The 21,987-nt window shown below is 65.6% G+C and carries 19 protein-coding genes; 6 read left to right on the top strand and 13 right to left on the bottom strand.

What is annotated here, in order from left to right; genetic code table 11:
* Window positions 1-33: 33 nt before the first annotated feature.
* Complete coding sequence (locus tag AC0YKC_RS03055; protein WP_488509927.1) at window positions 34-1,125, top strand: LLM class flavin-dependent oxidoreductase; 1,092 nt, start codon at window positions 34-36, stop codon at window positions 1,123-1,125.
* Here the strand turns inward: AC0YKC_RS03055 and AC0YKC_RS03050 are convergent, their stop codons facing one another.
* The 13 genes from AC0YKC_RS03050 to AC0YKC_RS02990 form a co-directional block, all read right to left on the bottom strand.
* A complete protein-coding gene (locus AC0YKC_RS03050) occupies window positions 1,126-1,521 on the bottom strand; it encodes a RidA family protein (protein WP_320294418.1) in 396 nt (131 codons plus the stop codon). It abuts the gene before it with no gap.
* Window positions 1,522-1,565: 44 nt separating this feature from the next.
* Window positions 1,566-2,714, bottom strand: a complete 1,149-nt coding sequence (locus AC0YKC_RS03045) for an acyl-CoA dehydrogenase family protein (protein WP_488509924.1) — start codon at window positions 2,712-2,714, stop codon at window positions 1,566-1,568.
* Between the two features lie 120 nt (window positions 2,715-2,834).
* A complete protein-coding gene (locus AC0YKC_RS03040) occupies window positions 2,835-3,647 on the bottom strand; it encodes an enoyl-CoA hydratase family protein (RefSeq protein WP_488509922.1) in 813 nt (270 codons plus the stop codon).
* A complete protein-coding gene (locus AC0YKC_RS03035) occupies window positions 3,644-4,108 on the bottom strand; it encodes a MarR family winged helix-turn-helix transcriptional regulator (RefSeq protein WP_320294421.1) in 465 nt (154 codons plus the stop codon). Before AC0YKC_RS03035 ends, AC0YKC_RS03040 begins: the two co-directional genes overlap by 4 nt.
* Complete coding sequence (locus tag AC0YKC_RS03030) at window positions 4,102-4,875, bottom strand: SDR family oxidoreductase (protein ID WP_488509920.1); 774 nt, start codon at window positions 4,873-4,875, stop codon at window positions 4,102-4,104. Before AC0YKC_RS03030 ends, AC0YKC_RS03035 begins: the two co-directional genes overlap by 7 nt.
* The gene (locus tag AC0YKC_RS03025; RefSeq protein ID WP_488509918.1) at window positions 4,872-7,166 is read right to left on the bottom strand and encodes a bifunctional salicylyl-CoA 5-hydroxylase/oxidoreductase; all 2,295 of its coding nucleotides are present in this window, start codon (window positions 7,164-7,166) and stop codon (window positions 4,872-4,874) included. Before AC0YKC_RS03025 ends, AC0YKC_RS03030 begins: the two co-directional genes overlap by 4 nt.
* A gap of 197 nt (window positions 7,167-7,363) precedes the next feature.
* Complete coding sequence (locus AC0YKC_RS03020) at window positions 7,364-7,963, bottom strand: VOC family protein (protein WP_488509916.1); 600 nt, start codon at window positions 7,961-7,963, stop codon at window positions 7,364-7,366.
* Window positions 7,964-8,044: 81 nt separating this feature from the next.
* Window positions 8,045-8,869 (bottom strand): ATP-binding cassette domain-containing protein, encoded by an 825-nt coding sequence (locus tag AC0YKC_RS03015; RefSeq protein WP_488509914.1) that lies wholly within the window; start codon window positions 8,867-8,869, stop codon window positions 8,045-8,047.
* The gene (locus AC0YKC_RS03010; protein ID WP_488509912.1) at window positions 8,862-9,740 is read right to left on the bottom strand and encodes an ABC transporter ATP-binding protein; all 879 of its coding nucleotides are present in this window, start codon (window positions 9,738-9,740) and stop codon (window positions 8,862-8,864) included. The genes AC0YKC_RS03015 and AC0YKC_RS03010 overlap by 8 nt, the downstream gene beginning before the upstream one ends.
* A complete protein-coding gene (locus tag AC0YKC_RS03005) occupies window positions 9,737-10,585 on the bottom strand; it encodes an ABC transporter permease (RefSeq protein WP_126062915.1) in 849 nt (282 codons plus the stop codon). Before AC0YKC_RS03005 ends, AC0YKC_RS03010 begins: the two co-directional genes overlap by 4 nt.
* Window positions 10,578-11,585, bottom strand: coding sequence for an ABC transporter permease (locus AC0YKC_RS03000; RefSeq protein WP_140832449.1), 1,008 nt, complete (start codon window positions 11,583-11,585; stop codon window positions 10,578-10,580). The genes AC0YKC_RS03005 and AC0YKC_RS03000 overlap by 8 nt, the downstream gene beginning before the upstream one ends.
* 70 nt (window positions 11,586-11,655) lie before the next feature.
* Window positions 11,656-13,185 carry an ABC transporter substrate-binding protein gene (locus AC0YKC_RS02995; protein WP_320294428.1) on the bottom strand — a complete coding sequence of 510 codons (1,530 nt, stop codon included), beginning with the start codon at window positions 13,183-13,185 and terminating at the stop codon, window positions 11,656-11,658.
* A gap of 178 nt (window positions 13,186-13,363) precedes the next feature.
* Window positions 13,364-14,938: a phytoene desaturase family protein gene (locus AC0YKC_RS02990; protein WP_488509908.1), complete on the bottom strand. Its 1,575-nt coding sequence runs from the start codon at window positions 14,936-14,938 to the stop codon at window positions 13,364-13,366.
* 121 nt (window positions 14,939-15,059) lie between these two features.
* Here AC0YKC_RS02990 and AC0YKC_RS02985 point away from each other — a divergent pair, with 121 nt between their 5' ends.
* From AC0YKC_RS02985 to AC0YKC_RS02965, 5 genes are all read left to right on the top strand, one after another.
* Window positions 15,060-15,851, top strand: a complete 792-nt coding sequence (locus AC0YKC_RS02985; RefSeq protein WP_434725618.1) for a cyclase family protein — start codon at window positions 15,060-15,062, stop codon at window positions 15,849-15,851.
* A 304-nt stretch (window positions 15,852-16,155) separates the two neighbouring features.
* Window positions 16,156-17,727, top strand: a complete 1,572-nt coding sequence (locus tag AC0YKC_RS02980) for a phytoene desaturase family protein (RefSeq protein WP_488509906.1) — start codon at window positions 16,156-16,158, stop codon at window positions 17,725-17,727.
* On the top strand, window positions 17,727-18,209 hold the full coding sequence (locus AC0YKC_RS02975) for a MarR family winged helix-turn-helix transcriptional regulator (RefSeq protein ID WP_488509904.1): 483 nt from the start codon (window positions 17,727-17,729) through the stop codon (window positions 18,207-18,209). Before AC0YKC_RS02980 ends, AC0YKC_RS02975 begins: the two co-directional genes overlap by 1 nt.
* A gap of 55 nt (window positions 18,210-18,264) precedes the next feature.
* Window positions 18,265-20,418 carry a thiamine pyrophosphate-dependent enzyme gene (locus tag AC0YKC_RS02970; RefSeq protein ID WP_488509901.1) on the top strand — a complete coding sequence of 718 codons (2,154 nt, stop codon included), beginning with the start codon at window positions 18,265-18,267 and terminating at the stop codon, window positions 20,416-20,418.
* Window positions 20,411-21,982: an indolepyruvate oxidoreductase subunit beta family protein gene (locus AC0YKC_RS02965; protein WP_488509899.1), complete on the top strand. Its 1,572-nt coding sequence runs from the start codon at window positions 20,411-20,413 to the stop codon at window positions 21,980-21,982. Before AC0YKC_RS02970 ends, AC0YKC_RS02965 begins: the two co-directional genes overlap by 8 nt.
* The last annotated feature ends 5 nt before the right edge of the window (window positions 21,983-21,987 follow it).

The raw sequence follows: 21,987 nt of genomic DNA, 5'->3' as shown, positions 1-21,987 counted from the left end.
TAGCGTGTGGGTCTTCCGCCGCGAGTTCGAGACATGATCAAAAAGCATCCCCTGCACGGCCCGAACAGACTGAAGCTCGGCGTCTTTTCCACCAACGCCGATGGCGGGCTGGCCATCACCGATGTACCGGAACGCTGGACGGCAAGCTGGCAGGATAATCTGACGGCGGCGCAGATAGCCGACCGCGCGGGCCTCGAATTCATGCTGCCGATCGCCCGCTGGCGCGGCTTCGGCGGCCGCAACAAGGTGCGCGAATTCTCCTTCGAGACGTTCACATGGGCAGCCGCGCTTGCCGCCGCGACCGAGCAGATCGGCCTGTTCATGACAGTGCATGTGCCGTTGGTGCATCCGCTCTACGCCGCCAAGGCGCTGGCGACGGTCGACCATGTCAGCCAGGGCAGGGCGGGGCTCAACATCGTCTGCGGCTGGAACCCGAAGGAATTCGGCATGTTCGGCACGCCGCTGGTCGAGAAGGGTTATGACCAGGCCGCCGAGTGGATCGAGATACTCGAACGTCTCTATGCCTCAAGCGAGCCGCTCGACTATGAGGGCGCCTATTACCGGCTGAAGGAGGCGGTGAGCCGGCCGGCCAGCTTGCAGGTGCCGCGGCCGGTGACGATGAACGCCGCTTTCGGCGGCCCGGGCCGCGATTTCGCCGCCGCCCGATGCGACTACCTGTTCACGACCTTCTCCGAGATGAGCGATGCCGGCAAGCATGTCGCCGATATCGGCGAGCGTGCCGCCAAGGTCGGTCGCGACGTCGGCGTCTACACCGTGGCGCATGTCGTCTGCCGCCCGACCATGGAAGAAGCGCAGGCCTATTACACGCGCTACGCCGTCACGATGGCGGACCACGAAGCGGTCGATGCCCATATGGCCGGCAAGAAGGAATTCTCGCAGTCGCACGACCCGCATGCCTATGACCGCTACCGCCAGCGTTTTGCCGGCGGCGCCGGCACCTATCCGCTGATCGGCACGCCGCAGACGATTGCCGCCGACATGGCGGAAATTGCCGGGCATGGCTACCAGGGCATCGCGCTGTCCTTCGTCAATTACACGCAGGAACTGCCCTATTTCTGCGACCACGTTCTGCCGCTGCTGAGGCAGGCGGGGCTTCGCCAGTAGCTACTCCGGTATCACCGCGGTCGCCTGGATCTCGATCTTGGCCCGGTCCTCGACCAGCGCCACCACCTGCATGGCGGCCATTGCCGGAAAATGCCGGCCGATCACGTCGCGATAGGCTTCGCCGATCCCCTTCAGGTTGCCGACATATTCGGCCTTGTCGGTGAAGTACCAGGTCATCGAGGTGATGTGCCGTGGCTCGCCGCCGGCTTCAGCGAGCACGGCGACGACGTTGGCCAGCGTCTGGCGCACCTGGCCGACGAAGTCGTCGGTCTCGAATTTGCATTCGGCATTCCAGCCGACCTGACCGCCGATGAAGACAAGCCGGCCACGCGCGGCCACGCCATTGGCGTAGCCGATCGGCTTGGCCCAGCCTTCGGGCTGCAGGATCGTGTGCATGTCTGGCCTCCCCCTATTTCAAATTTGCTTCGCAAGGCATCGCGTCATGCCCCGCCCATCACCTGCCTGGCGATAACCACCTTCTGCACGTCCGAGGCGCCCTCATAGATGCGCAGCGCCCGGATCTCGCGATAGAGGCTCTCGACGATGTGGCCTTTGCGCACGCCGTCGCCGCCATGCAGTTGCACCGCCTTGTCGATCACCTCCTGCGCCTTGTCGGTGGCGAACAGCTTGGCCATCGCCGCCTCGCGGGTCACCCGCGCGGCGCCCATGTCCTTGGTCCAGGCGGCGCGGTAGATGAGGAGCGCGGCGGCGTCGACATCGAGCGCCATGTCGGCGATGTGGCCCTGCACCATCTGCAATTCGGCCATCGGCGCGCCGAACAATTTGCGCTCAGCCGCTCTGCTGACGCTCTCGTCCAGCGCGCGCCGCGCGAAACCGAGTGCCGCGGCGCCCACCGTCGAGCGGAAGACGTCGAGCACCGACATGGCGATGCGGAAACCGTCGCCGGGCTTGCCGATCAGCGCGGAAGCCGGGACGCGGACATTATCGAAGGAGAGCCGTGCCAGAGGGTGTGGGGCGACGACTTCGAGACGCTCGGCGATGCCGAGCCCCTTCGTCTCGGCCGGCACGATGAAAGCGGAAATCCCCTTGGCGCCGGGCGCCTCGCCGCTGCGGGCGAACACGACATAGAGATCCGCGATGCCGCCATTGGAGATCCAGGTCTTTTCGCCGGAAAGCACATAGTCGCCGCCGTCGCGCGTGGCCGCCATCTCCATGTTGGCGACGTCCGATCCCGAGCGTGGCTCCGACAGGGCAAAAGCCGAGATCGCCCGGCCGGCCCGGGTCTTTTCCAGCCAGCGCTGCTGGTCCGGCGTGCCGAACAGCGTGATCGCCCCGGTGCCGAGCCCTTGCATGGCGAAGGCGAAATCGGCGAGCCCGTCATGGCGCGCCAGCGTCTCGCGCGTGATGCAGAGCGTGCGCACGTCGAGCGGGCCGGGATTGGCCGGGTCGAGCGCCGTCGGCTTCAGCCAGCCATCGCGACCGAGTTTCGCCACCAGGTCGCGGCAGGCGGCGTCGACGTCGTGATGATCGACGGGGAGGTTTTTCGCACACCAGGCGTCGAGTTGTTCGGCGAGTTGGCGGTGGCGGTCTTCGAAGAAGGGCCAGTTGAGGAAGGAACGGTCAGGCATTTGTGCCTCCGCAGTTCTGCGAGGTTAGCGCTCTACGGCGCCCCCCTCTGTCCTGCCGGATAGTCCGGCAGGACAGAGGGGGGCGCTGTCCCGCCTGCGTCTCCAAGAACGCACCCATCCTCAATTCCCCTCGAACACCGGCTTTTCCTTGGCCACGAACGCGTTATACGCCCGCTCGAAATCGCCGGTCTGCATGCAGATCGCCTGCGCCTGCGCTTCGGCCTCGATCGCCTGGTCGAGGCCCATCGACCATTCCTGGTTGAGCTGCGTCTTGGTGATGCCGTGGGCGAAGGTCGGGCCGGAAACGATGCGTGCCGCCATGTCGAGCGCATCGGCTTCGAGTGCCGCCGGCTCGACAAGGCGATTGTAAAACCCCCAGCGCTCGCCCTCGGCCCCGCTCATGGTGCGGCCGGTGTAGAGCAGTTCGGCGGCGCGGCCTTGGCCGATGATGCGCGGCAGGATCGCGCAGGCGCCCATGTCGCAGCCGGCGAGGCCGACGCGGGTGAACAGGAAAGCGGTCTTTGCCTCCGGCGTCGCGATGCGGATGTCGGAGGCCATGGCGATGATCGCGCCGGCGCCGACCGCAACGCCGTCGACCGCCGCAATGATCGGCTTGCCGCAATTCAGCATCGCCTTGACGAAGTCGCCGGTCATGCGCGTGAAGGCGAGCAGTTGCTTCATGTCCATCTTGACCAGTGGCCCGATGATGTCGTGAACATCGCCGCCCGAGCAGAAATTGCCGCCATTGGGCAGGAACACCACGGCGTCGACATCGTCGGCATAGACGAGGTCGCGAAAGGTGTCGCGCAGCTCGGCATAGCTGTCGAAGGTCAGCGGGTTCTTGCGCTCGGGACGGTCGAGCCGGATTTTCGCGACCCGACCGTCGACCTGCCAGAGAAAGTGCTTGGGCTTGAGCTTTGCCATGGCGCTCATTCGCGTCCCTCCCAATTGCTGCGGAACGATTTCAGCATGCCGGCCAGCCGCCGTGCCTCGTCCTCGCTGACATTGCCGAGCAGCTCGCCGACCCAGCTCTCATGCGCGGCGGCGATCGCGGCGAAAGATTTCGTGCCTTCCTCGGTCAGCCGCACCATCGAGGTGCGCCGGTCGCCGTTGCGCCGCGACCGCGTCACCAGCCCTTCGGAAACCAGGCGGTCGACAATGCCGGTGACATTGCCGTTCGACACCAGCAGGAAGCGCGACAGGTCGCTCATCAGCATGCCTTCCGGCACGCGGTAGAGCGCCGCCATCACGTCGAAGCGCGGCAGCGTCGTGTCGAACTCCTTCTTCAGCCGCTCGCGCAGCTCGGCCTCGATGGTGCGCGAGGCGCGCAGCAGGCGTATCCACAGCCGCAGCCTGTCCTTGCCCGGTCCGATGGATGTCGGTCCCGCTACCATGTTTCACCTCCCGAGACCGAAATCGCCTGCCCGGTGATCGACCGCGCGGCATCGCTGCACAGCCACAGCACCGCCGTCGCGACTTCTTCCGGCTGGATGAAACGCCCTTGCGGGTTCGTCGTCGCAAGGCTCGCGCGCGCCTCGTCGGTGGAGCGCCCCGTCTTCTCGACGATGCGCTGGACGGATTCCTCCAGCATGTCGGTTTCGACGAAGCCCGGGCAGACGGCGTTGACGGTCGCGCCGGATTTGGCGGTCTCTGCGGCCAGCGCCCGCATCAACCCGACGACGCCATGCTTGGCAGCCACATAAGGCGCGACATAGGCATAGCCTTTGAGGCCTGCGGTCGAAGCGACGAAAACGATCCGACCCGTCTTCCGCGCGAGCATGCCCGCCAGTGCCGGCTTCACCGTCAGGAAGGCGCCGGTGAGGTTGACGTCGAGCGTGCGCTGCCAGTCGGCCAGCGCGATCTTGTGCGCCGGCGCGCTGCCCGCCATGCCGGCATTGGCGACGACGATGTCGAACGGCCCGCGCGCGGCCTCCGCCTTCTGGTACAGGACCGCCATTTCGGCCTCGTTGGTGACGTCGGCGGCGAGTCCAAAGATGCGGTCATTCTCCTTCGCGACCTCGGCCAGCGCCGCCTCGCGCCGCCCGCAGATGGTGACGGCTACGCCTGCTTTCGCCAGCGCCAGCGCGATGGCCTTGCCGACGCCGGAACCGCCGCCGGTCACCAGCGCGTGCTTGCCGGCGATTTCGCGCGCGGCGCTCATACTTTGAGCCCCGCTGCGGCTTCGCGCTCGGCCAGCCGGTAGATCTGGTCGCGCCCGGGCAGATAGGGATCGGGCCATTTGACACCGCGGTCGCCGAGCGTCACCGCCGCGTGCAGCGTCCAGTAGGGATCGGCCAGATGCGGCCTGGCCAGCGCCACCAGGTCGGCGCGCCCGGCCATTAGGATCGAGTTGGCGTGATCGGGCTCGTAGATGTTGCCGACCGCCATTGTCGCCATGCCGACCTCGTTGCGTATGCGGTCGGAAAACGGCGTCTGGAACATGCGGCCATAGACCGGCTTGGCCGCGATCGAGGTCTGCCCGGCGGACACGTCGCAAAGGTCGACGCCGGCCTCGCGCAGCAGTTTTGCGATCTCGACCGCGTCGGCCGGGGTGACGCCCTCGATCCCCACCCAGTCATTGGCCGAGATGCGCATCGAGATCGGCTTTTCCGCCGGCCACACCGCGCGCACTGCGTGGAAGATCTCCAGCGGATAGCGCATGCGGTTTTCCAGCGAGCCGCCATAGTCGTCCGTGCGGCGGTTGGTCAGCGGCGTGATGAATGCCGACAGCAGATAGCCATGCGCGGCGTGGATCTCCAGCATGTCGAAGCCACAGCGCTCGGCCATCTGAGCCGAGGCGACGAACTGATCGCGGACCAGATCCATGTCGGCGCGGTCCATTGCCTTCGGTACCTGGTTCTTCGGCGACCATGGCACGGCCGAAGGTGCCATCACCGGCCAGTTGCCGGAGGGCAAAGGCACGTCGGTTCCTTCCCAGCCGACACGGGTCGAGCCCTTGGCGCCGGAATGGCCGATCTGGGCGCAGATCTTTGCCTCGGTCTCGGCGTGGACGAAATCGACCAGCCGCTTCCAGGCGACCTCATGTTCCGGTTTGTAGAAGCCCGGGCATCCAGGCGTTATGCGCCCTTCGGGGCTGACGCAGGTCATCTCGATATAGAGAAGCCCGGCGCCACCCTTGGCGCGCTCGGCATAGTGCGAAAAATGCCAGTCGGTCGGGCAGCCGTCGACGGCCCTGTACTGCGCCATCGGCGAAACGACGATGCGGTTGGCTAAAGTCATGTCGCGCAGCTTGAACGGCGCGAACATCGGCGCGCGGCGCAAGCTGTTGCCGCCGGCGCCGGCCTTGCGCTGGAACCATTCCTCGGCGCCCGCCAGCCATTCCGCGTCGCGCAGGCGAAGGTTCTCGTGGCTGATGCGCTGCGAGCGGGTGAGCAGCGAATAGTTGAACTGAACTGGATCGAGACCGAGATATCGTTCGACTTCCTCGAACCATTCGAGCGAGTTGCGCGCCGCCGACTGCAGCTTCAGCACCTCGGTGCGCCGCGCATCCTCATATTTGCGGAAAGCCGCTTCGAGGTCGGGTTCGGACTCGACATAATCGGCAAGCGCCACCGCGCTTTCGAGCGCGAGCTTGGTGCCGGAGCCGATCGAGAAATGCGCCGAAGCCGCTGCGTCGCCCATCAGCGCCAGGTTCTTGTACGACCAGCGCTCGCACAGCACGCGCGGGAAGTTGATCCAGGCAGACCCGCGAATGTGGTTGGCGTTGGTCATCAGCGGATGGCCGCCGAGATGTTTTGCGAAGATGCGCTCGCAGACGGCGATCGATTCCTGCTGGGTCATCTGGCCGAAGCCGAAGGCTTGCCAGGTCTCTTCGCTGCATTCGACGATGAAGGTCGCGGTCTCGCTGTCGAACTGGTAGGCATGCGCCCACACCCAGCCATGCTCCGTCTTCTCGAAGATGAAGGTGAAGGCGTCGTCGAATTTCTGCGTCGTGCCCAGCCACACGAACTTGCATTTGCGGGTGTCGATGTCCGGCTTGAAGACATCAGCGAAGGCCGCGCGCGACTTCGAGTTCAAGCCGTCGGCGGCAACCACCAGGTCATGCGTTTCCATGAACGGCCTGGGATCGGCGATATCGGTCTCGAACTTCAGGTTGATGTTGAGCTCGCGGGCGCGCCGCTGCAGCAGGATCAAGAGCCGCTTGCGGCCGATGCCGCAGAAGCCGTGGCCGGAAGACACGGTGCGCACGCCGTCATGGATGACGGCGATGTCGTCCCAATAGGCGAAATGCTTCTTGATCCAGACGGCGCTGACCGGGTCGTTTTTGGTCAGGTTTTCCAGCGTTTCTGCCGACAGCACCACGCCCCAGCCGAACGTGTCGTCCGGGCGGTTGCGCTCATAGACCGTCACCTCATGCGCGGCGTCGCGCAGCTTGAGCGAGATGGCAAAGTAGAGTCCGGCCGGCCCGCCGCCGAGAACCGCAACCTTCATGTCTTGCGATCTCCTCTAGAGCAATTCCAGGAAAAGTGCGTAGCGGTTTTCCGTGCGGAATTGCGTAAAACGCTCTAAGGGTCTCCGGAGCCGCCGAATGGACCAGCGGCTCCGAATATCAGTATCACGCTCGACGGCAATTATTTCAAGCTTAAAGTTTCACAATTGAACGATGGCCGAACAACGGATGGGTCGGATCATTTTGTCGGGTCTTTTGGGCTCCACAGCACCGTCTCCGCGCCCTTTTCATAGGCCATGCCGTCCGGGTAGCTGATCGCCTCCAGCTGCAGCCCCCACGGTGCCTGGAAATAGAGGATGGTCTGGCCCGCGGCCGGGCCTTCCTTCACCGGCAGCGGCCCCAATCGTGTCTTCACGCCCTTGGCCTCCAGATAGGTCTTCGCGGCGGCGACGTCGTCGACATAGAAGGCGATGTGATAGCCGCCGATATCGCTGTTCTTGGGCGTTGCATCCTTCTGGTCGGGCGCTGTGTATTTGAACAGCTCGATGTTCGAGCCGTAGCCGCAGCGCACCATGGTGATCTCCTCGATCACTGCCTTCGGATCGACGCCGAGCAGGTCCTGCATGAAGGTGCCCTTGTCGTCGGCGAACGGCCCGAAGGACATCGCCTTCTTGCAGCCGACGACATTGGTGAAGAAGTCGACGGCCTGCTTCATGTCGGGCACGGTGATGCCGGTATGGTCGTGTCCGCGCATGCCGGGGATCGAATCCGCCGAGGCGGCTCCCATTGCGCCGAACAAGGAGGCCGCGAAGACCGCCGCCTGGATTGCGTATTTCATGTCACCCTCCGTTGGCGGGTCGACTTGTCCCTGCGCACATCCGAGGCCCGCTGGTCGGCGTGCGGATAGTCAAAACTCACCTCATGCCGGCGCCCGAGGCTGCAGCCAGTCCGGATCGATCTCCGGCAGCGGAATGGCGGCGAGCAGGTCGCGCGTGTAGGTTTCCTTCGGGCTGTCGAACAGCGCATCGGTGGCGCTGGCCTCGACGATCCTGCCTTCGCGCATGACGATGACCTGCTGGCAGAGCCGCCGGATCACCGACAAATCGTGGCTGATGAAGGCGACGGTCAGCCCCATCTCGGCCGCCAGCTTCTCAAGCAGCGTCAGGATTTGCGCCTGCGTCGAGACGTCGAGGCCGGAGACGATTTCGTCGGCCAGCACGAATTTCGGCGACAACGCCAATGCTCGCGCGATGCCGACGCGCTGCCGCTGGCCGCCTGACAGTTCGTGGCGGTAGCGGCTGGCAAAGCTCTGCGGCAGGCCGACGCGCTGCAGGGCTTCCGCGACGCGTTCCTTCAGCCGGTCGCCAAGCCCGTTCTGCCTCAAGGGGGCGGCGATGATGTTGAAGATCGTATGCCGCGGATTGAGCGACGACATCGGATCCTGGAAGATCATCTGCAGGTCGCGGCGTAGCGGCCTCAGCTCGGCTTCCGAAAGACGGCTGATGTCGCGCCCCTCGAAACCGATCGAGCCGGCGCTCGGCTCGAGCAGCCTGACCAGCGCGCGACCGAGCGTCGACTTGCCGGAGCCGGACTCGCCGACGATGCCGGTGACCGATCCCTTGGGCAGATCGAAGTCCAGCCCTTTCAGGATTTCTGCCAACGGCGCGCGGCCGATCAGCGGCTTGCGCGTCATGTCGGGCAACGCCACCTTCAGCCCCCGCACGGAAAACAGCGGCTCAGCCATGGCCGGGCCTCCACTCCTTGTCGGCCGCTGCAATCTCGGCCGCCAGCCCCGCAAGCACGCTCTCGTCGACGGGCTTCAGCGAGGCGTAGGGATCGGTGTAGCGCGGCGTCGCCGCGATCAGCGCCCGCGTGTAGGGGTGTTGCGGGGCCGCGAAGAGGGCTGCGGTTTCGGCCTCCTCGACCATCTTGCCGGCATAGAGCACCGACACTTTCTGGCTGATCTTGGCGACGACGCCGAGATCGTGGGTCACGAACAGGATCGCCGTGCCATGGTCGCGCTGCAGTTGCGCGATCAGCCGCAGGATCTTTTTCTGCACCGTCACGTCAAGCGCCGTCGTCGGCTCGTCGGCGACGATCAGCCTCGGCTCCGCTGCGAAGGCCGCCGCGATCAGCACGCGCTGGCGCATGCCGCCGGATAATTCGTGCGGGTAACTTTTCAGCACGCGTTCCGGGTCGCGGATCTGCACCTCGTCGAGCAACTGCCGGATACGCTTGTCGGCTCTTTCGCCACTCCAGCCGAGGATGCGCACCAGCCGGTCGGTCATCTGCGCGCCGATGCGGCGCGAGGGGTTGAGCGCGGTGAGTGGATCCTGCGGGATCAGCGCCGTGCGCGCTCCGATCAGATTGCGCCGCGCCTTGGCATCGAGCCGACCCAGGTCCTCGCCCTCGATCAGCATCTCGCCTTCGACGACACGCACGCTTTTCGGCAGCACGCCGAGCACCGCCTTGCCGATCATCGTCTTACCCGCGCCGCTTTCGCCGACCAGCGCCCGCACTTCGCCCGGCTGGACGGCAAGCGACACTGAACGCAGCACGCGCTGGCCGTTGGGCAGCACGGCGCTCAAGCGGCGGATGTCGAGGCACGCGCTCATCGCAGCACCGGATCGAAACGCGCCTTCAGCGCTTCGCCGAACTGGCTGAAGGAAAGCACGGTGAGGATCAGCGTGATCAGCGGGAACACCAACACCCACCAGGCCTGATGGATCGACAGCCGGCCCTCGGCGATGATGCTGCCCCAGGTCGGATCGTCGGTCGAGATCGACAGATTGACGAAGGAGAGGATCGCCTCGACGATCACGGCGATGCCCATTTCGAGCGACAGGAGCGCCACCACCGACGGCAACACATTGGGCAGCACTTCGCGCAGCATGATGCCGATCCGGCCATAGCCGGCGATGCGCGCGCTCTCGACATAGTCCATGCGCGCCTGGCTCATCGCCTCGGCTCGGATCACCCGGCAGAAGCGCGTCCAGTCGATGATCGCGATGGCGAGGATGACGGAGCTGAGGCCCGTGCCCAGCACCGCGACCAGGAGGATCGCGAATAGCACCGGCGGGAAGGCCATCCAGACATCGACGATGCGCGAGATGATGCGGTCGGCCCAGCCGCCGAAATAACCGGCGATCAGCCCGAGCGCCGAACCGATGAGGCAGGCGGACGTTGCGGCGGCGAAAGCGACGATGAAGGCGATGCGGCCACCGAAGATCAGCCGTGACAACAGATCCCGGCCGAGGCTGTCGGTGCCCAGCCAATAGCCTGGCTCGGCGCCGTCCAGCCAGAAGGGCGGCAGGCGCTCCAGCATCAGGTCCTGCGCCAGCGGGTCCTGCGGCGCGATCAGTGGCGCGAAGATCGCCGCCAGCAGCGCCAAGAGCAGCCAGCCGCCGGCCAGCCACAGCCGCGGGCTCAGGCCGCGTCGGGCAATGCGCGCCTCATCCATGGCGCAGCCTCGGATTGAGCAGCGCATACATCATGTCGACGGCAAGGTTGATCAGCACGAAGAGCAGCGCGAACACCAGCACGATGCCCTGGATCAGCGGCAGGTCGCGATTGATGACAGCATCGATCGCCATGTTGCCGAGGCCCTCGTAGGAGAACAGCCGTTCGACGATGACGGTGCCGCCGATGAGGAACGTGAACTGTACGCCGACCAGCGTCAGCGTCGGCAGCGCGGCGTTCTTCAGCGCCTCGCGCAGGATCACCTGCGTCTCGGAAAAACCTTTGACCCGCGCCAGCACGACATAGTCGAGGTCCAGCACTTCCTTCAGCGACTGTTTGAGCAATTGGGCGATGATCGCCGCCAGCGGCAGCGCCAGCGCCACGGCCGGCATCAGCATGTGCTTCAGCAGGTCCCAGGTGAGGTCGAAGCGAAGTCTGAGAATGCTCTCGACGAGATAGAACTGGGTGACGAAAGGCAAATCGAGCTGCGGCGAAACTCGCCCTGAAATGTCGAAGACAGGCACCAGCACGCCGAACAGCAGGATCAGTACCAGGCCCCAGAGGAAATCGGGAATGGAAAGCGTAGCGCCGCTGGCGATGTCGATGCCCGCTTCGACAGCCGTGCCGCGCGAGCGCGCGCCAAGGATCGCGGCCGTGGCGCCGATCGCGATCGCCATCAGCAGCGCCACGGTCGCAAGCTCCAGCGTCGCCGGCAGCCGATTGAACACCAGGCCGAGCACGTCCTGGCGCAGCGAGATCGAGGTGCCGAAATCGCCATGCAGCACGCCGCCGAGCCAGATGAAGAACTGCTGCACGATCGACTTATCGAGCCCGTAGAGCGCGCGCAGCCGCGCAATGTCGTCATTGCTGGCGCCGGGCGGCAGCATCATGGCGATCGGGTCGCCCGGCGCCACGCGGATGACCACGAAGACGACGATGGCGACGCCGAACAGCGTCACCAGCATCGTCAACAGGCGAACGAGGAATCTCTGCAGCAGCATGCGCCCATATGTCCGAATGAAAATGCGCGCCGTCTTGCGGACGGCGCGCGTGGCAATCCAGGACCGAGGATCAGGCGGCCGGGGTCATCAGCGCCGGCAGCAGCGCGCCGGACACATGCTGCACGACATTGACTTTCTTCGAGTGCACGATCGGCTGCGCATATTGCATTAGCGGCAGCACATAGGCCTGCTCGGCGATGTACTTGTCGACGGCCTTCCAGCCGGCGATGCGCTTGGCCTCGTCCTTCTCGCCCCAAAGCGGGTTGATCATGTCGATCAGGTCCTGGCTGTCCCACACCGAGTGCGGGCTTGGGCCGTACATGGCGAAACCGGTCGAGGTGGTCGGGTCGCCGATCGAGTTGCCCCAATTGTAGAAGGCCGCCGGCGCCAGCTTGTCGGCGGCGCGCAGCTCGTAGTGCTTGGCGATCTCGTAGACCTCGATATTGGCCTCGATGCCGACCTTGCGCCACATGCCGACGATCGCCTGGATCATCTCATAGTCCTTGGGCTTGAAGCCCTTGGTGGTCTGTATAGTGAATTTCACCGGCTTCTTGGTCGAATAGCCGGAAGCGGCGAGCAGTTCCTTGGCCTTTTCCGGATTGTGCTCGACCTTGATCGACGGATCGAAGGCCGTGTATTCCGGCGTCTCCAGCGTGGCGATCGGCTGGCCGTAGCCGCGCAGCAGCCGCTTGACCAGCAGCTCCTTGTCCACCGCCATCACGGCCGCCTGGCGCACGTTCTTGTCCAGCATCGCCTCGATGTCGTTGAAGAAGATCATGCCGATGTCGGAGACGTTCTTGATCGAGCCGGCCAGCCCGTCCTTCTTGATGAGGCGGTCATATTCCTCATAGGGAATTTCGAGCGTCACCTGCGAGGAGCCGGATTCGATCTCGGCGACGCGGCTCGCCGCGTCGGTGACGAACTTGATCGTCACATTCTCGAAGGCGGGCTTCGTGCCCCAATAGTGCGGATTGGCCTTCAGCCGCAGGAAGGCGTTGCGCTCGAACTTGTCGACCATATACGGACCGGTGCCGATCGGCGCCTTCTCGAAGCCCTCGGCGCCGACCTTCTCGTAATAGGCCTTCGGCAGGATGTAGCCGGTCAGGAACGACATCCACTTGAAATAGACCGGGTCGAACTGCACGACATCGCCGGTGATCTTGTTGCCGTCGATCTTGAAATTGTTGACGTTCTTCCAGACGAACTGGATCGGGTTGCCGGTCTTCTCGTCGCCGGCGCGCTGCAGCGACCAGACCACGTCTTCCGCCGTGAAGGGCGAGCCGTCATGCCATTTCACGCCGTCGCGCACCGTCATCGTCACCTTGGTGCGGTCGTCGTTCCAGCCCCATTCGGTGAGCAGTCCGGGCGTGAAGGAAAGGTCCGGCTTCTGCCCGATGATCTGGTCGAACACCGACTGATAGAGCCCCTGGATGGTCGGGTTCACGGCCGAGGGTCCGGTCGTCGGGTCCCATGAGGGCAGGTTGACATTGTAGGCGATGGTGAGCTCGTCCGCCGCCTTTGCCGCCTTCGGCAGGCCCAGCGTCGCCGCACCGATCGCCGCGGCGCCATACCCAAGCAAGTCACGTCTGTTGATGGTCATGGTCGTTCCCCTTGTTGGTTGTCATTTGTCCGCGCGGCGTTTTCATTCGGTGGTGGGCAACCGCGCCTTGTCCATCCCGGAATTTCTAGTGCGTTTCACGGAAACGGCGAAACGCCCTATCTCTTTGTTTTTACGCAATTCCGGGCGGAAAACCGCTCACGCTTTTCCTGGAATTGCTCTAGTTCCCTCCCAGCTGTTGGGCGAGCATGAAGCCGGAGCTTGCGCCCGTCCCGGCGCCGGGCCATGTCGCGGCGCCGGTGAGGAAGAGGTTCGAGACCGGCGTGTTCCAGCGCGCGAAGCCACGCGCCGGACGGAAGAGGAAATTCTGCGCCAGATGGTGGCTGCCGCAGATCTGGTCGCCGCCGACGAGGTTCGGGTTCTCGCGCTCGAGGTCGAGAGGCGAGAAGATCGCACGGCCAAGGATCTTTTTGCGCAATCCCGGCGCGTAGCTCTCGATGATGTCGAGCACGCGCTCGGCATAGGCGTCCTTGACCGCGTCCCAGTGAGCGGGGGCGATCTTGCCGGCCGCATCGCTGACGATCTCCGCCGGCAGCATGCGCACCTGCACCCACAGCACATGCTTGCCTTGCGGCGCGCGCGACGGATCGACGGCCGTCGGCTGGCCGACCACGAGCACCGGCTGGTCGGGCAGCAGCCCGGCGATCGCCTGCTGGTAGACACGTGACATGGCGTCGAGCGACGGCGCCAGATGCACATAGGCGAATTGCCGAAGCTCGGCGCCGGCGCTCCAGTCCGGCAGGTCGTCCAGTGCCAGATGGATCATCATCGTGCCCGGCGCATGGCGGAATGTCTTCATCGCCGCATCGAAGCCGGCGTCGCCGGAGCCATTGGGCAGCAGCCTGCCCGGCAGCGCTTTCGGCGCGACACCGGCAATCACGGCCTTGCGCGCGACATGGGTTTCGCCGGATGCCAGCCTAACCCCGGTTGCCTTGTCGCCGGAAACCGTGATCTCGGCGATTTCCGCGCCGGTGGCGATCTTGCCGCCGGCCGCGGTCACCATGCCGGCCAGCGCGCGGATGATGGTGTCGGCGCCGCCTTTGCCCAGCACCATGCCAAAACTCTGGTTGGCCATCGATTCCAGGTAGGGAAACACGGCGCCGCCGGCGATGTCGGGCGAGAAGTCGAGATGCATGCCCCAGGCCGCCAGCGTCGTGCGCACATGCGGCGTCTCGAAATTCTCTTCCAGCCAGGCGCGCGGCGATGACAGCAGCAATCGAGCCGTATCGAGCGCGCCGGCCAAGCCCTTCTTGCGCCACAGGTTCCAGCCCGTGCCGGCCAGCGCCCATGCGCTCATCGGCGAGCCCAGCAGGCGGAACAGGTGTTCGGCCTCGCCCGGAAAGGCGCCGACCAGCCGGCGCCATGCGGCTGCATCGGCGGCGGAGAAGGCAGCCAGCCGCGCCGCCGTCTTTTCGAGGTCGTTGCTGACGCCGAACCATGTCCCATCCGGGAAGGCGCTGGCGAAACAATCGGCCACGGGCGCGAATTCCAGCCCGTGGCTTTTCAATTCATTTGCATATTTCCGGTGGAAGGCGGAGCCGGCGAACAGGCTCAGATTCATCGCGCCGAAATCGTGCCGGAAACCGGGAAGCGTGTATTCGGCGGTCCGCACCGCGCCGCCGATTGCCGCGCTGCGCTCGAAAACCGCTATTTTCCAGCCTTTGAGCGCCAAATGCGCGGCGCATGCCAGACTGTTGTGGCCCGCCCCGACAAAGATGGCGTCGAACTCGCTCACGCCCCGCCCCAAAAATGCTTTATGCTTAAAGATAATTGCAGATGCATATGTTTTCGTCTAGTAGGTATATTAAGGGCCGCAACGAGCCTTGATGATCACCGACAAGAGGGAACGAAAGACCATGGACACGCAGAAACTCCTCGGCGAGGTCGCCGGCCAGCTGCTCTCGGGCGCCATCAAGGTGGTCGACCTTACGGCGCCGCTCGGGCCGAACACGCCGCTGATCAAGCTGCCGCCGGAACTCGCCGTCGACACGCCGAAGGTCGAGATCCACGAGATCTCCAAATACGACAAGAACGGTCCGTGGTGGGCCTGGAACTGGCTGAAGCTCGGCGAGCATTCGGGCACGCATTTCGACGCGCCGCAGCACTGGATCACCGGCAAGGACTATCCGGACGGCGCCACCGACACCATTCCGGCGCAGAATTTCATCGGCCCGGTCAACGTCATCGACTGCTCCAAGGAGTCGGCGGCCGACCACGATTTCCTGCTCACCGTCGACCACATCAAGGCCTGGGAAGCCAAGCATGGCGCCATCAATCCCGGCGAGTGGGTGGTGATGCGCACCGACTGGTACAAGCGCAATGGCTCGGAAGCCGAGTTCCTCAACGCCAACGAGACCGGCCCGCATACGCCCGGCCCGACGGCGGAAGCCATCCAGTTCCTGATCAGCAAGGATATCAAGGGCTGGGGTTCTGAGACGATCGGCACCGATGCCGGTAAAGCAGGAGGGATGGAGCCGCCATTCCCTGCGCACACGCTGATGCACAAGGCCAACCGCTATGGCCTCGCCAGCCTGTGCAACCTCGACCAGCTGCCGCCGAAGGGGGCGATCCTGATTGCCGCCCCGCTCAAGATCGAGCGCGGCACCGGCAGCCCGATCCGCGCGCTGGCGCTGGTGCCGGGCAAGTAAGGCAGGGTGGCGGTCTTCGGGAGAAGATCATGCTCGAGGGCAATGGAGTTATGACGAGGTCGAGGGGGCCGTCCTGGAGCGTCAGTGCTCTACGGCGCCCCCCTCTGTCCTGCCGGACATCTCCCCCTCTAGGGGGGAGATCGGATGTCACGCCGGCCTTCGCCAACCTCCAAGATTGCAGGACGGCGCGGGGCGCCGAAGCTGCCAATCTCCCCCCAAGAGGGGGAGATGCCCGGCAGGGCAGAGGGGGGCGCGAAGGAACTCGGCATGGAGCGATTGACGCTCCCTTACCCGGGAGCCCCCAATGACCGCCCCCGATCACATCGTCGTCGGCAGCGGCATCAACGCCCTTGTCTGCGCGGCGATGCTTGGCGCCAAGGGCGCGAGCGTGCTCGTGCTCGAGCGCAACGACCGCATCGGCGGCTGCATGCGCACCGAGGAGGCGACAGTGCCGGGCTTCGTCCATGACGTGATGGCCACGACCTTCGTGCTGTTCATCACCTCGCCGGCCTTTGCCGCGCTCGGCAAGGACCTTGCGCGGCACGGGCTGGAGTTCTGCCACACCGCCACGCCGACGGGCGTGCTCACGCCCGACGGCAGCCATGCCGTCATCACCACGGACCGCGCCGCCAACATCGCAGCGCTGAACCGGACCGCGCCCGGCGACGGCGACCGTCACGGCGGCGATGTCGGCGGCATCGAACGCAATGCCGGGCTGCTGTTCGGCCTGCTCGGCGGCGCGCTCTGGTCCTATCCGACGACGAAGCTCATCGCCGGCGAGGCCTGGCGGCGCGGCCCGCGCGACCTTGCCGCCTTCATGGGCGAGGCGCTGGTGCCCGCGCGGGGTTGGTTGGAAACGACTTACAGTTCCGACCTCGTCCGCGCGCTCTGGGCGCCCTGGGTGCTGCATGCCGGGCTCGGACCGGAAGACGCCTTCTCCGGCCAGATCGCCAAGGTCATCGCCTTCGCGCTGGAGGCCGCCGGCGCGCCGATCGTCAAGGGCGGCGCCAGGAACCTGCTCGCCGCCTTCGAGGCGCTGATCAAGGAACGCGGCGGCGAGATCCGCGTCAACGCCGACGTTGACGCGATCGTCCAGAGCGGCGGCCGAGCCAGCGGCGTGCGGCTCGCGTCCGGCGAAACGCTGAACGCCACGAAGAGCGTCATCTGCTCGGTCACGCCGACGCAGCTCTACGGCCGCCTGCTCGGCAGGGATGCGCCTGAACGTGACGTCGAGGCGACGCGCGTTTATCGCTACGGCAAGGGCAACTTCCAGATCCACTATGCGCTGAACAAGCCGCCGGCCTGGCGCGGCGAGGGCCTCGACAAGGTGGCCCTGCTGCATCTGACGCCGGGGCTCGATAGCGTGTCGAAGGCCTGCAACGAAGCAGTGCGCGGCCTGCTGCCGGAGGTGCCGACGATCTGCGTCGGCCAGCCGCACGCGCTCGATCCGACGCGCTGCCCGGACGGCAAGGCGATCCTGTGGCTGCAACTGCCGGAGGCACCGCGCCACATCAAGGGCGATTCCGCCGGCAAGCTCGAGGCCCCGGCAGACGGTCGCTGGAACGACGCGCTGCGCGAGGCCTATGCCGACCGCGTGGAGACGATCCTCGCCAACCATATCGACGGTTTCCGCGAGACCGTGATCGCGCGCCGCGCCTATTCACCGGCCGATCTCGAAGCGATGAATGTCAACCTGGTCGGCGGCGATCCCTATGGCGGCTCGTCCACCATCGATCAGTCCTTCCTATGGCGACCGTTCAAGGCAAGCCGCAACCACGAGACCGGCATCAAGGGCCTCTACCATATCGGCGCCTCGACCCATCCGGGCGCCGGCCTCGGCGGCGGCTCCGGCTTCCTGCTGGCGGGGAGGCTCTGATGGAACAAAAGCTCGCGGAAAGGCGCCAGCGCATCTCGACACTCGGCCAGATCGGCCTGCAGCAGTTCGCGCCCTACCTGATGAACCGCATCATGGGCCGCTACAACGCCACGCTGCGTGACGACTTCCGCAAGCAGGGCCTGACCATTCCGCAGGTGCGCACGCTGGCCGTGCTGTCGGTCACCGACGGCGTCACCGTCAACGACCTCTCGGTCTACACGGTTATCGAGCAGTCGACCTTGAGCCGCACGCTTGACACGCTGGAAGGCCAGGGCCTGGTGCGGCGCGAGCAGGGCGTCAGCGACAGCCGTTTCCGCCATGTGTTCCTGACCGATGATGGACGGGCACTGTTCACGCGCGCCTGGCCGGCCATGCATGACGCTTTCGAGGCGATGTTCGACGATGTCGACGATGCCGAATACGCGGCGCTGATCGCGACGCTCCAGAAGATGCTGAAGAACATTCGCAAGCACGAAATCTAGATGTACGCGCCGCCTCCCCAAGGCAACGGGAAGACGGCAACGGAAGGAGGCGAAAATGGCCGAACGGTCTTTTGCCAAGGAAGTTGAAAAGCTGAGACTTGGCGCCGGCGAGGAATTCGCCGGCGAGGGCATCCTCGCCATCACCAAGGCGCTGCTGCAATGCGGCGTCGGCTATGTCGGCGGCTACCAGGGCGCGCCGATCAGCCATCTGATGGACGTGCTGGCCGATGCGCAGGATATCCTGGGCGAGCTCGGCGTGCATTTCGAGGCGAGCGCTTCCGAAGCCACCGCCACCGCCATGCTCGCCGCCTCCGTGCATTATCCGATCCGAGGAGCGGCCACCTTCAAGTCGACGGTCGGCACCAACGTTGCGTCCGATGCGCTCGCCAACCTGGCGTCCGGCGGCGTCACCGGCGGCGCGCTGATCATCGTCGGCGAGGACTATGGCGAGGGCTCCTCCATCATGCAGGAGCGCAGCCACGCCTTCGCCATGAAGAGCCAGGTCTGGCTGCTCGATCCGCGCCCGAACCTGCCCTCGATCGTCAAGGCGGTCGAGGACGGCTTCGAGCTGTCGGAGGTCTCCAACACGCCGGTGATGCTGCAGGTGCGCATCCGCTGCTGCCACGTCCACGGCCACTTCATCGCCAAGGACAACAAGCGCCCGCCAATGTCGGTCGCCGATGCGCTGTCGGCGCCGCGCCGCGACACCGGCCGCATTGTTTTACCGCCCGCCTCCTTCCTGCATGAGAAGGAGAAGGTCGCCAAGCGTTGGCCGGCGGCGGTCGATTTCATCAAGAGCCGCAAGATCAACGAGCTCTTCGGGCCGGACCACGGCTCGGTCGGCATCGTCATGCAGGGCGGCATGTACAATTCCGTCATCCGCGCGCTGCAGCGGCTCGGCCTCGCCGATACCTATGGCGACACCGACGTGCCGCTTTACGTGCTGAACGCCGTCTATCCGCTAGTAGACGACGAGTTCCTGTCCTTCTGCGAAGGCAAGCAGGCGGTCCTCGTCGTCGAGGAAGGCCAGCCCAATTACATCGAGCAGGCCTTTGCCGCGATGCTGCACAAGGCTGGGCGCGGCACGAAGCTGGTCGGCAAGGAGCATCTGCCGATGGCCGGCGAATATACTGGCCAGGTGATGCTCGACGGCATAGGCTCCTTCCTGCGGGCGCACGCCCCGCATCTGCTGCCGGGCGAGGTACGCGCGCCGAACAAGCTGGGCGAGGGCGTCGATACAGCTGATCTCATCAATGTCGTCCCCGGCCGGCCGCCGGGCTTTTGTATCGGCTGCCCGGAACGGCCGATCTTCGCCGCGACTAAGCTGGTCGAGCAGGAGCTCGGCAAGCACCACATCGCGTCCGACATCGGCTGCCATCTGTTCTCGATCATGCCGCCCTTCGAGCTCGGCGCCACCACCATGGGCTATGGGCTGGGGCCGGCCTCGGCTTCCGCCTTCAATTCGCCGGAAGCCAAACGCCGCTCGATCTCCTTCGTCGGCGACGGCGGCTTCTGGCACAACGGCCTGACCTCCTCGATCGGCAACGCCGTCTTCAACAAGAATGACGGCGTCATCGTCATCGTCGACAATTTCTACTCGGCCGCGACCGGCGGCCAGGACATCCTGTCCTCGCGTGCCTCGAACCGCACCAAGTCGACCAAGCATCCGATCGACGAGGCGGTGAAGGGCATGGGCGTCAAATGGCTGCGCCACATCGACCGCACCTATGATGTCGGCAAGATGCGGGCCGCGCTGCGCGAGGCGCTGACCACCGAGGAGAAGGGGCCGAAGGTCATCGTCGCCTCGTCCGAATGCATGCTCAACCGCCAGCGCCGCGAGAAGCGGCTGGTCGACAAGGCGATCAAGGGTGGCGAACGCGTGGTGAAGCCGAAATTCGGCGTCGACGAGGACATCTGCACCGGCGACCACGCCTGCATGCGGCTCTCCGGCTGCCCGTCGCTGTCGGTGAAGTCGCTTGACGATCCGCTGCGCGACGATCCTGTTGCCTCGATCGACCAGAATTGCGTCGGCTGCGGCAATTGCGGCGAGGTGGCGGATGCGGCGGTGCTCTGCCCGTCCTTCTATCGCGCCGACGTGGTCCACAATCCCGGCCGCTGGGATCGTTTCCTGGAAGGCGCGCGCCGCGCCGCGATCGGCCTTTTGCAGCGCCGCCGGGAGAGCCGACGCTTGATGTTCGCCGATGCTTGACCAGGCTTCTCCCCTGCGCCCGAAATCGGGCGCCCATGACGACGAGCGCGTCATCAAGCTTGCCGTGCTCGCCGTCGGCGGCCAGGGCGGTGGTGTGCTCGCCGACTGGATCACCGACGTCGCCGAACGCAACGGCTATATCGCGCAATCGACCTCCGTCGCCGGCGTCGCCCAGCGCACGGGCGCCACGATCTATTACATCGAGATGGCTCGCGACACGGGCCGGCTGCCCGTCTTCGCGCTGTCGCCTTCGCAGGGCGACGTCGATATCCTGATCGCCGCCGAACTGATGGAAGCCGGCCGCGCCATCATCCGCGGCTTCGTCACGCCCGAGCGCACGACACTGATCACCTCCTCGCACCGCATCGCCGCCGTCTCGGAAAAGATCGAACCGGGCGACGGCCGCGCCTCGTCGGAAAAAGTGCATGCGACGGCGCAGGCCGCGTCCAAGCGCTTCATCGCCTTCGACATGGAGAAGATCGCAGCCGAGAACGGCACGATGATCTCGGCCAGCCTGCTCGGCGCGCTGGCCGGCTCCGATGCGCTGCCCTTCACGCGGGAGAGCTACGAGCAGGCGATCGGCGCCGGCGGCCGTGGCGTCAAGGCGAGCCTCGCCGCCTTCGGCGCTGCCTGCGATCGCGCACGCGGTGTCGTGGCAGCGCCGGCCGGCGAAAAAGCGGCGGAGCCTGCCGATGCCTCACCCAGGCCAACGGCGAAGGTCAGTGGTCCCGAAACGCTGTTGAAAGGCTGGCAAGAGCTTGCCGGCCGCATCGCGGCGCTGCCGGAACCGCCGCGCGACATGGCCGAACGCGGCCTGAAAAAGGTCGTCGACTATCAGGACATCGCCTATGGCCGCGAATATCTCGACCGGCTGGACAGAGCGGTGGCGCTGGACGATGCGGCGCGCGGCTATGCTTTGTCGATTGCGGCCGCAAAGCATCTCGCCAACGCCATGTGCTACGACGACATGATCCGCGTCGCCGATCTGAAGACGCGCTCGACCCGCGACAAGCGGGTGCGCAAGGAAGTCGGCGTCAAGGACGGTTCGGTGCTGCAGGTCACTGAATATTTCCATCCGCGCATCGAGGAGTTCTGCGGCACGCTGCCGGCGGGGCTCGGCAGCTATATCGAGAGCCGGCCGAAGCTCGCCGCCTTCCTCGACCGCCGCATCAATCGCGGCCGCCACATCCGCACCGACAGTTTTTCCGGCTTCGCCATGCTGTGGTTCATCGGTGGCCTGCGCCGCTGGCGCCGCCGCCTGCTGCGCCACAGGATAGAGGTCGAGCATCTGGAGCGCTGGTACGAACTGGCGCTCGCCCATGCGCGGGACAACTACGCTTTGGCCACCGAAATCCTGAACTGTCGCCGCCTAATCAAGGGATATAGCGACACCCACGCCCGCGCCCAGTCGAAATTCGACCGCGTGCTGTCGGCGCTAGCCATGCTCAAGGGTCGTGAAGACGCCGCCGACTGGATCCGCCGCCTGCGCGAGGCGGCGCTGAAGGACGAAAAGGGCGACATGCTCGATGGCGCGCTGAAGACGGTGGCGACGCTCGGCGGCTAGCCCGG

This window comes from Mesorhizobium sp. CNPSo 4661 (assembly GCF_057784215.1).
This window is presented reverse-complemented; position numbering and strand designations above follow the sequence as displayed.

Bases quoted from the DNA above. Each gene is read 5' to 3' on its own strand.
- AC0YKC_RS03055 (WP_488509927.1), top strand. From the start codon at position 34: ATGATCAAAAAGCATCCCCTGCACGGCCCGAACAGACTGAAGCTCGGC.
- AC0YKC_RS03050 (WP_320294418.1), bottom strand. From the start codon at position 1,521: ATGCACACGATCCTGCAGCCCGAAGGCTGGGCCAAGCCGATCGGCTAC.
- AC0YKC_RS03045 (WP_488509924.1), bottom strand. From the start codon at position 2,714: ATGCCTGACCGTTCCTTCCTCAACTGGCCCTTCTTCGAAGACCGCCAC.
- AC0YKC_RS03040 (WP_488509922.1), bottom strand. From the start codon at position 3,647: ATGAGCGCCATGGCAAAGCTCAAGCCCAAGCACTTTCTCTGGCAGGTC.
- AC0YKC_RS03035 (WP_320294421.1), bottom strand. From the start codon at position 4,108: ATGGTAGCGGGACCGACATCCATCGGACCGGGCAAGGACAGGCTGCGG.
- AC0YKC_RS03030 (WP_488509920.1), bottom strand. From the start codon at position 4,875: ATGAGCGCCGCGCGCGAAATCGCCGGCAAGCACGCGCTGGTGACCGGC.
- AC0YKC_RS03025 (WP_488509918.1), bottom strand. From the start codon at position 7,166: ATGAAGGTTGCGGTTCTCGGCGGCGGGCCGGCCGGACTCTACTTTGCC.
- AC0YKC_RS03020 (WP_488509916.1), bottom strand. From the start codon at position 7,963: ATGAAATACGCAATCCAGGCGGCGGTCTTCGCGGCCTCCTTGTTCGGC.
- AC0YKC_RS03015 (WP_488509914.1), bottom strand. From the start codon at position 8,869: ATGGCTGAGCCGCTGTTTTCCGTGCGGGGGCTGAAGGTGGCGTTGCCC.
- AC0YKC_RS03010 (WP_488509912.1), bottom strand. From the start codon at position 9,740: ATGAGCGCGTGCCTCGACATCCGCCGCTTGAGCGCCGTGCTGCCCAAC.
- AC0YKC_RS03005 (WP_126062915.1), bottom strand. From the start codon at position 10,585: ATGGATGAGGCGCGCATTGCCCGACGCGGCCTGAGCCCGCGGCTGTGG.
- AC0YKC_RS03000 (WP_140832449.1), bottom strand. From the start codon at position 11,585: ATGCTGCTGCAGAGATTCCTCGTTCGCCTGTTGACGATGCTGGTGACG.
- AC0YKC_RS02995 (WP_320294428.1), bottom strand. From the start codon at position 13,185: ATGACCATCAACAGACGTGACTTGCTTGGGTATGGCGCCGCGGCGATC.
- AC0YKC_RS02985 (WP_434725618.1), top strand. From the start codon at position 15,060: ATGGACACGCAGAAACTCCTCGGCGAGGTCGCCGGCCAGCTGCTCTCG.
- AC0YKC_RS02980 (WP_488509906.1), top strand. From the start codon at position 16,156: ATGACCGCCCCCGATCACATCGTCGTCGGCAGCGGCATCAACGCCCTT.
- AC0YKC_RS02975 (WP_488509904.1), top strand. From the start codon at position 17,727: ATGGAACAAAAGCTCGCGGAAAGGCGCCAGCGCATCTCGACACTCGGC.
- AC0YKC_RS02970 (WP_488509901.1), top strand. From the start codon at position 18,265: ATGGCCGAACGGTCTTTTGCCAAGGAAGTTGAAAAGCTGAGACTTGGC.
- AC0YKC_RS02965 (WP_488509899.1), top strand. From the start codon at position 20,411: ATGCTTGACCAGGCTTCTCCCCTGCGCCCGAAATCGGGCGCCCATGAC.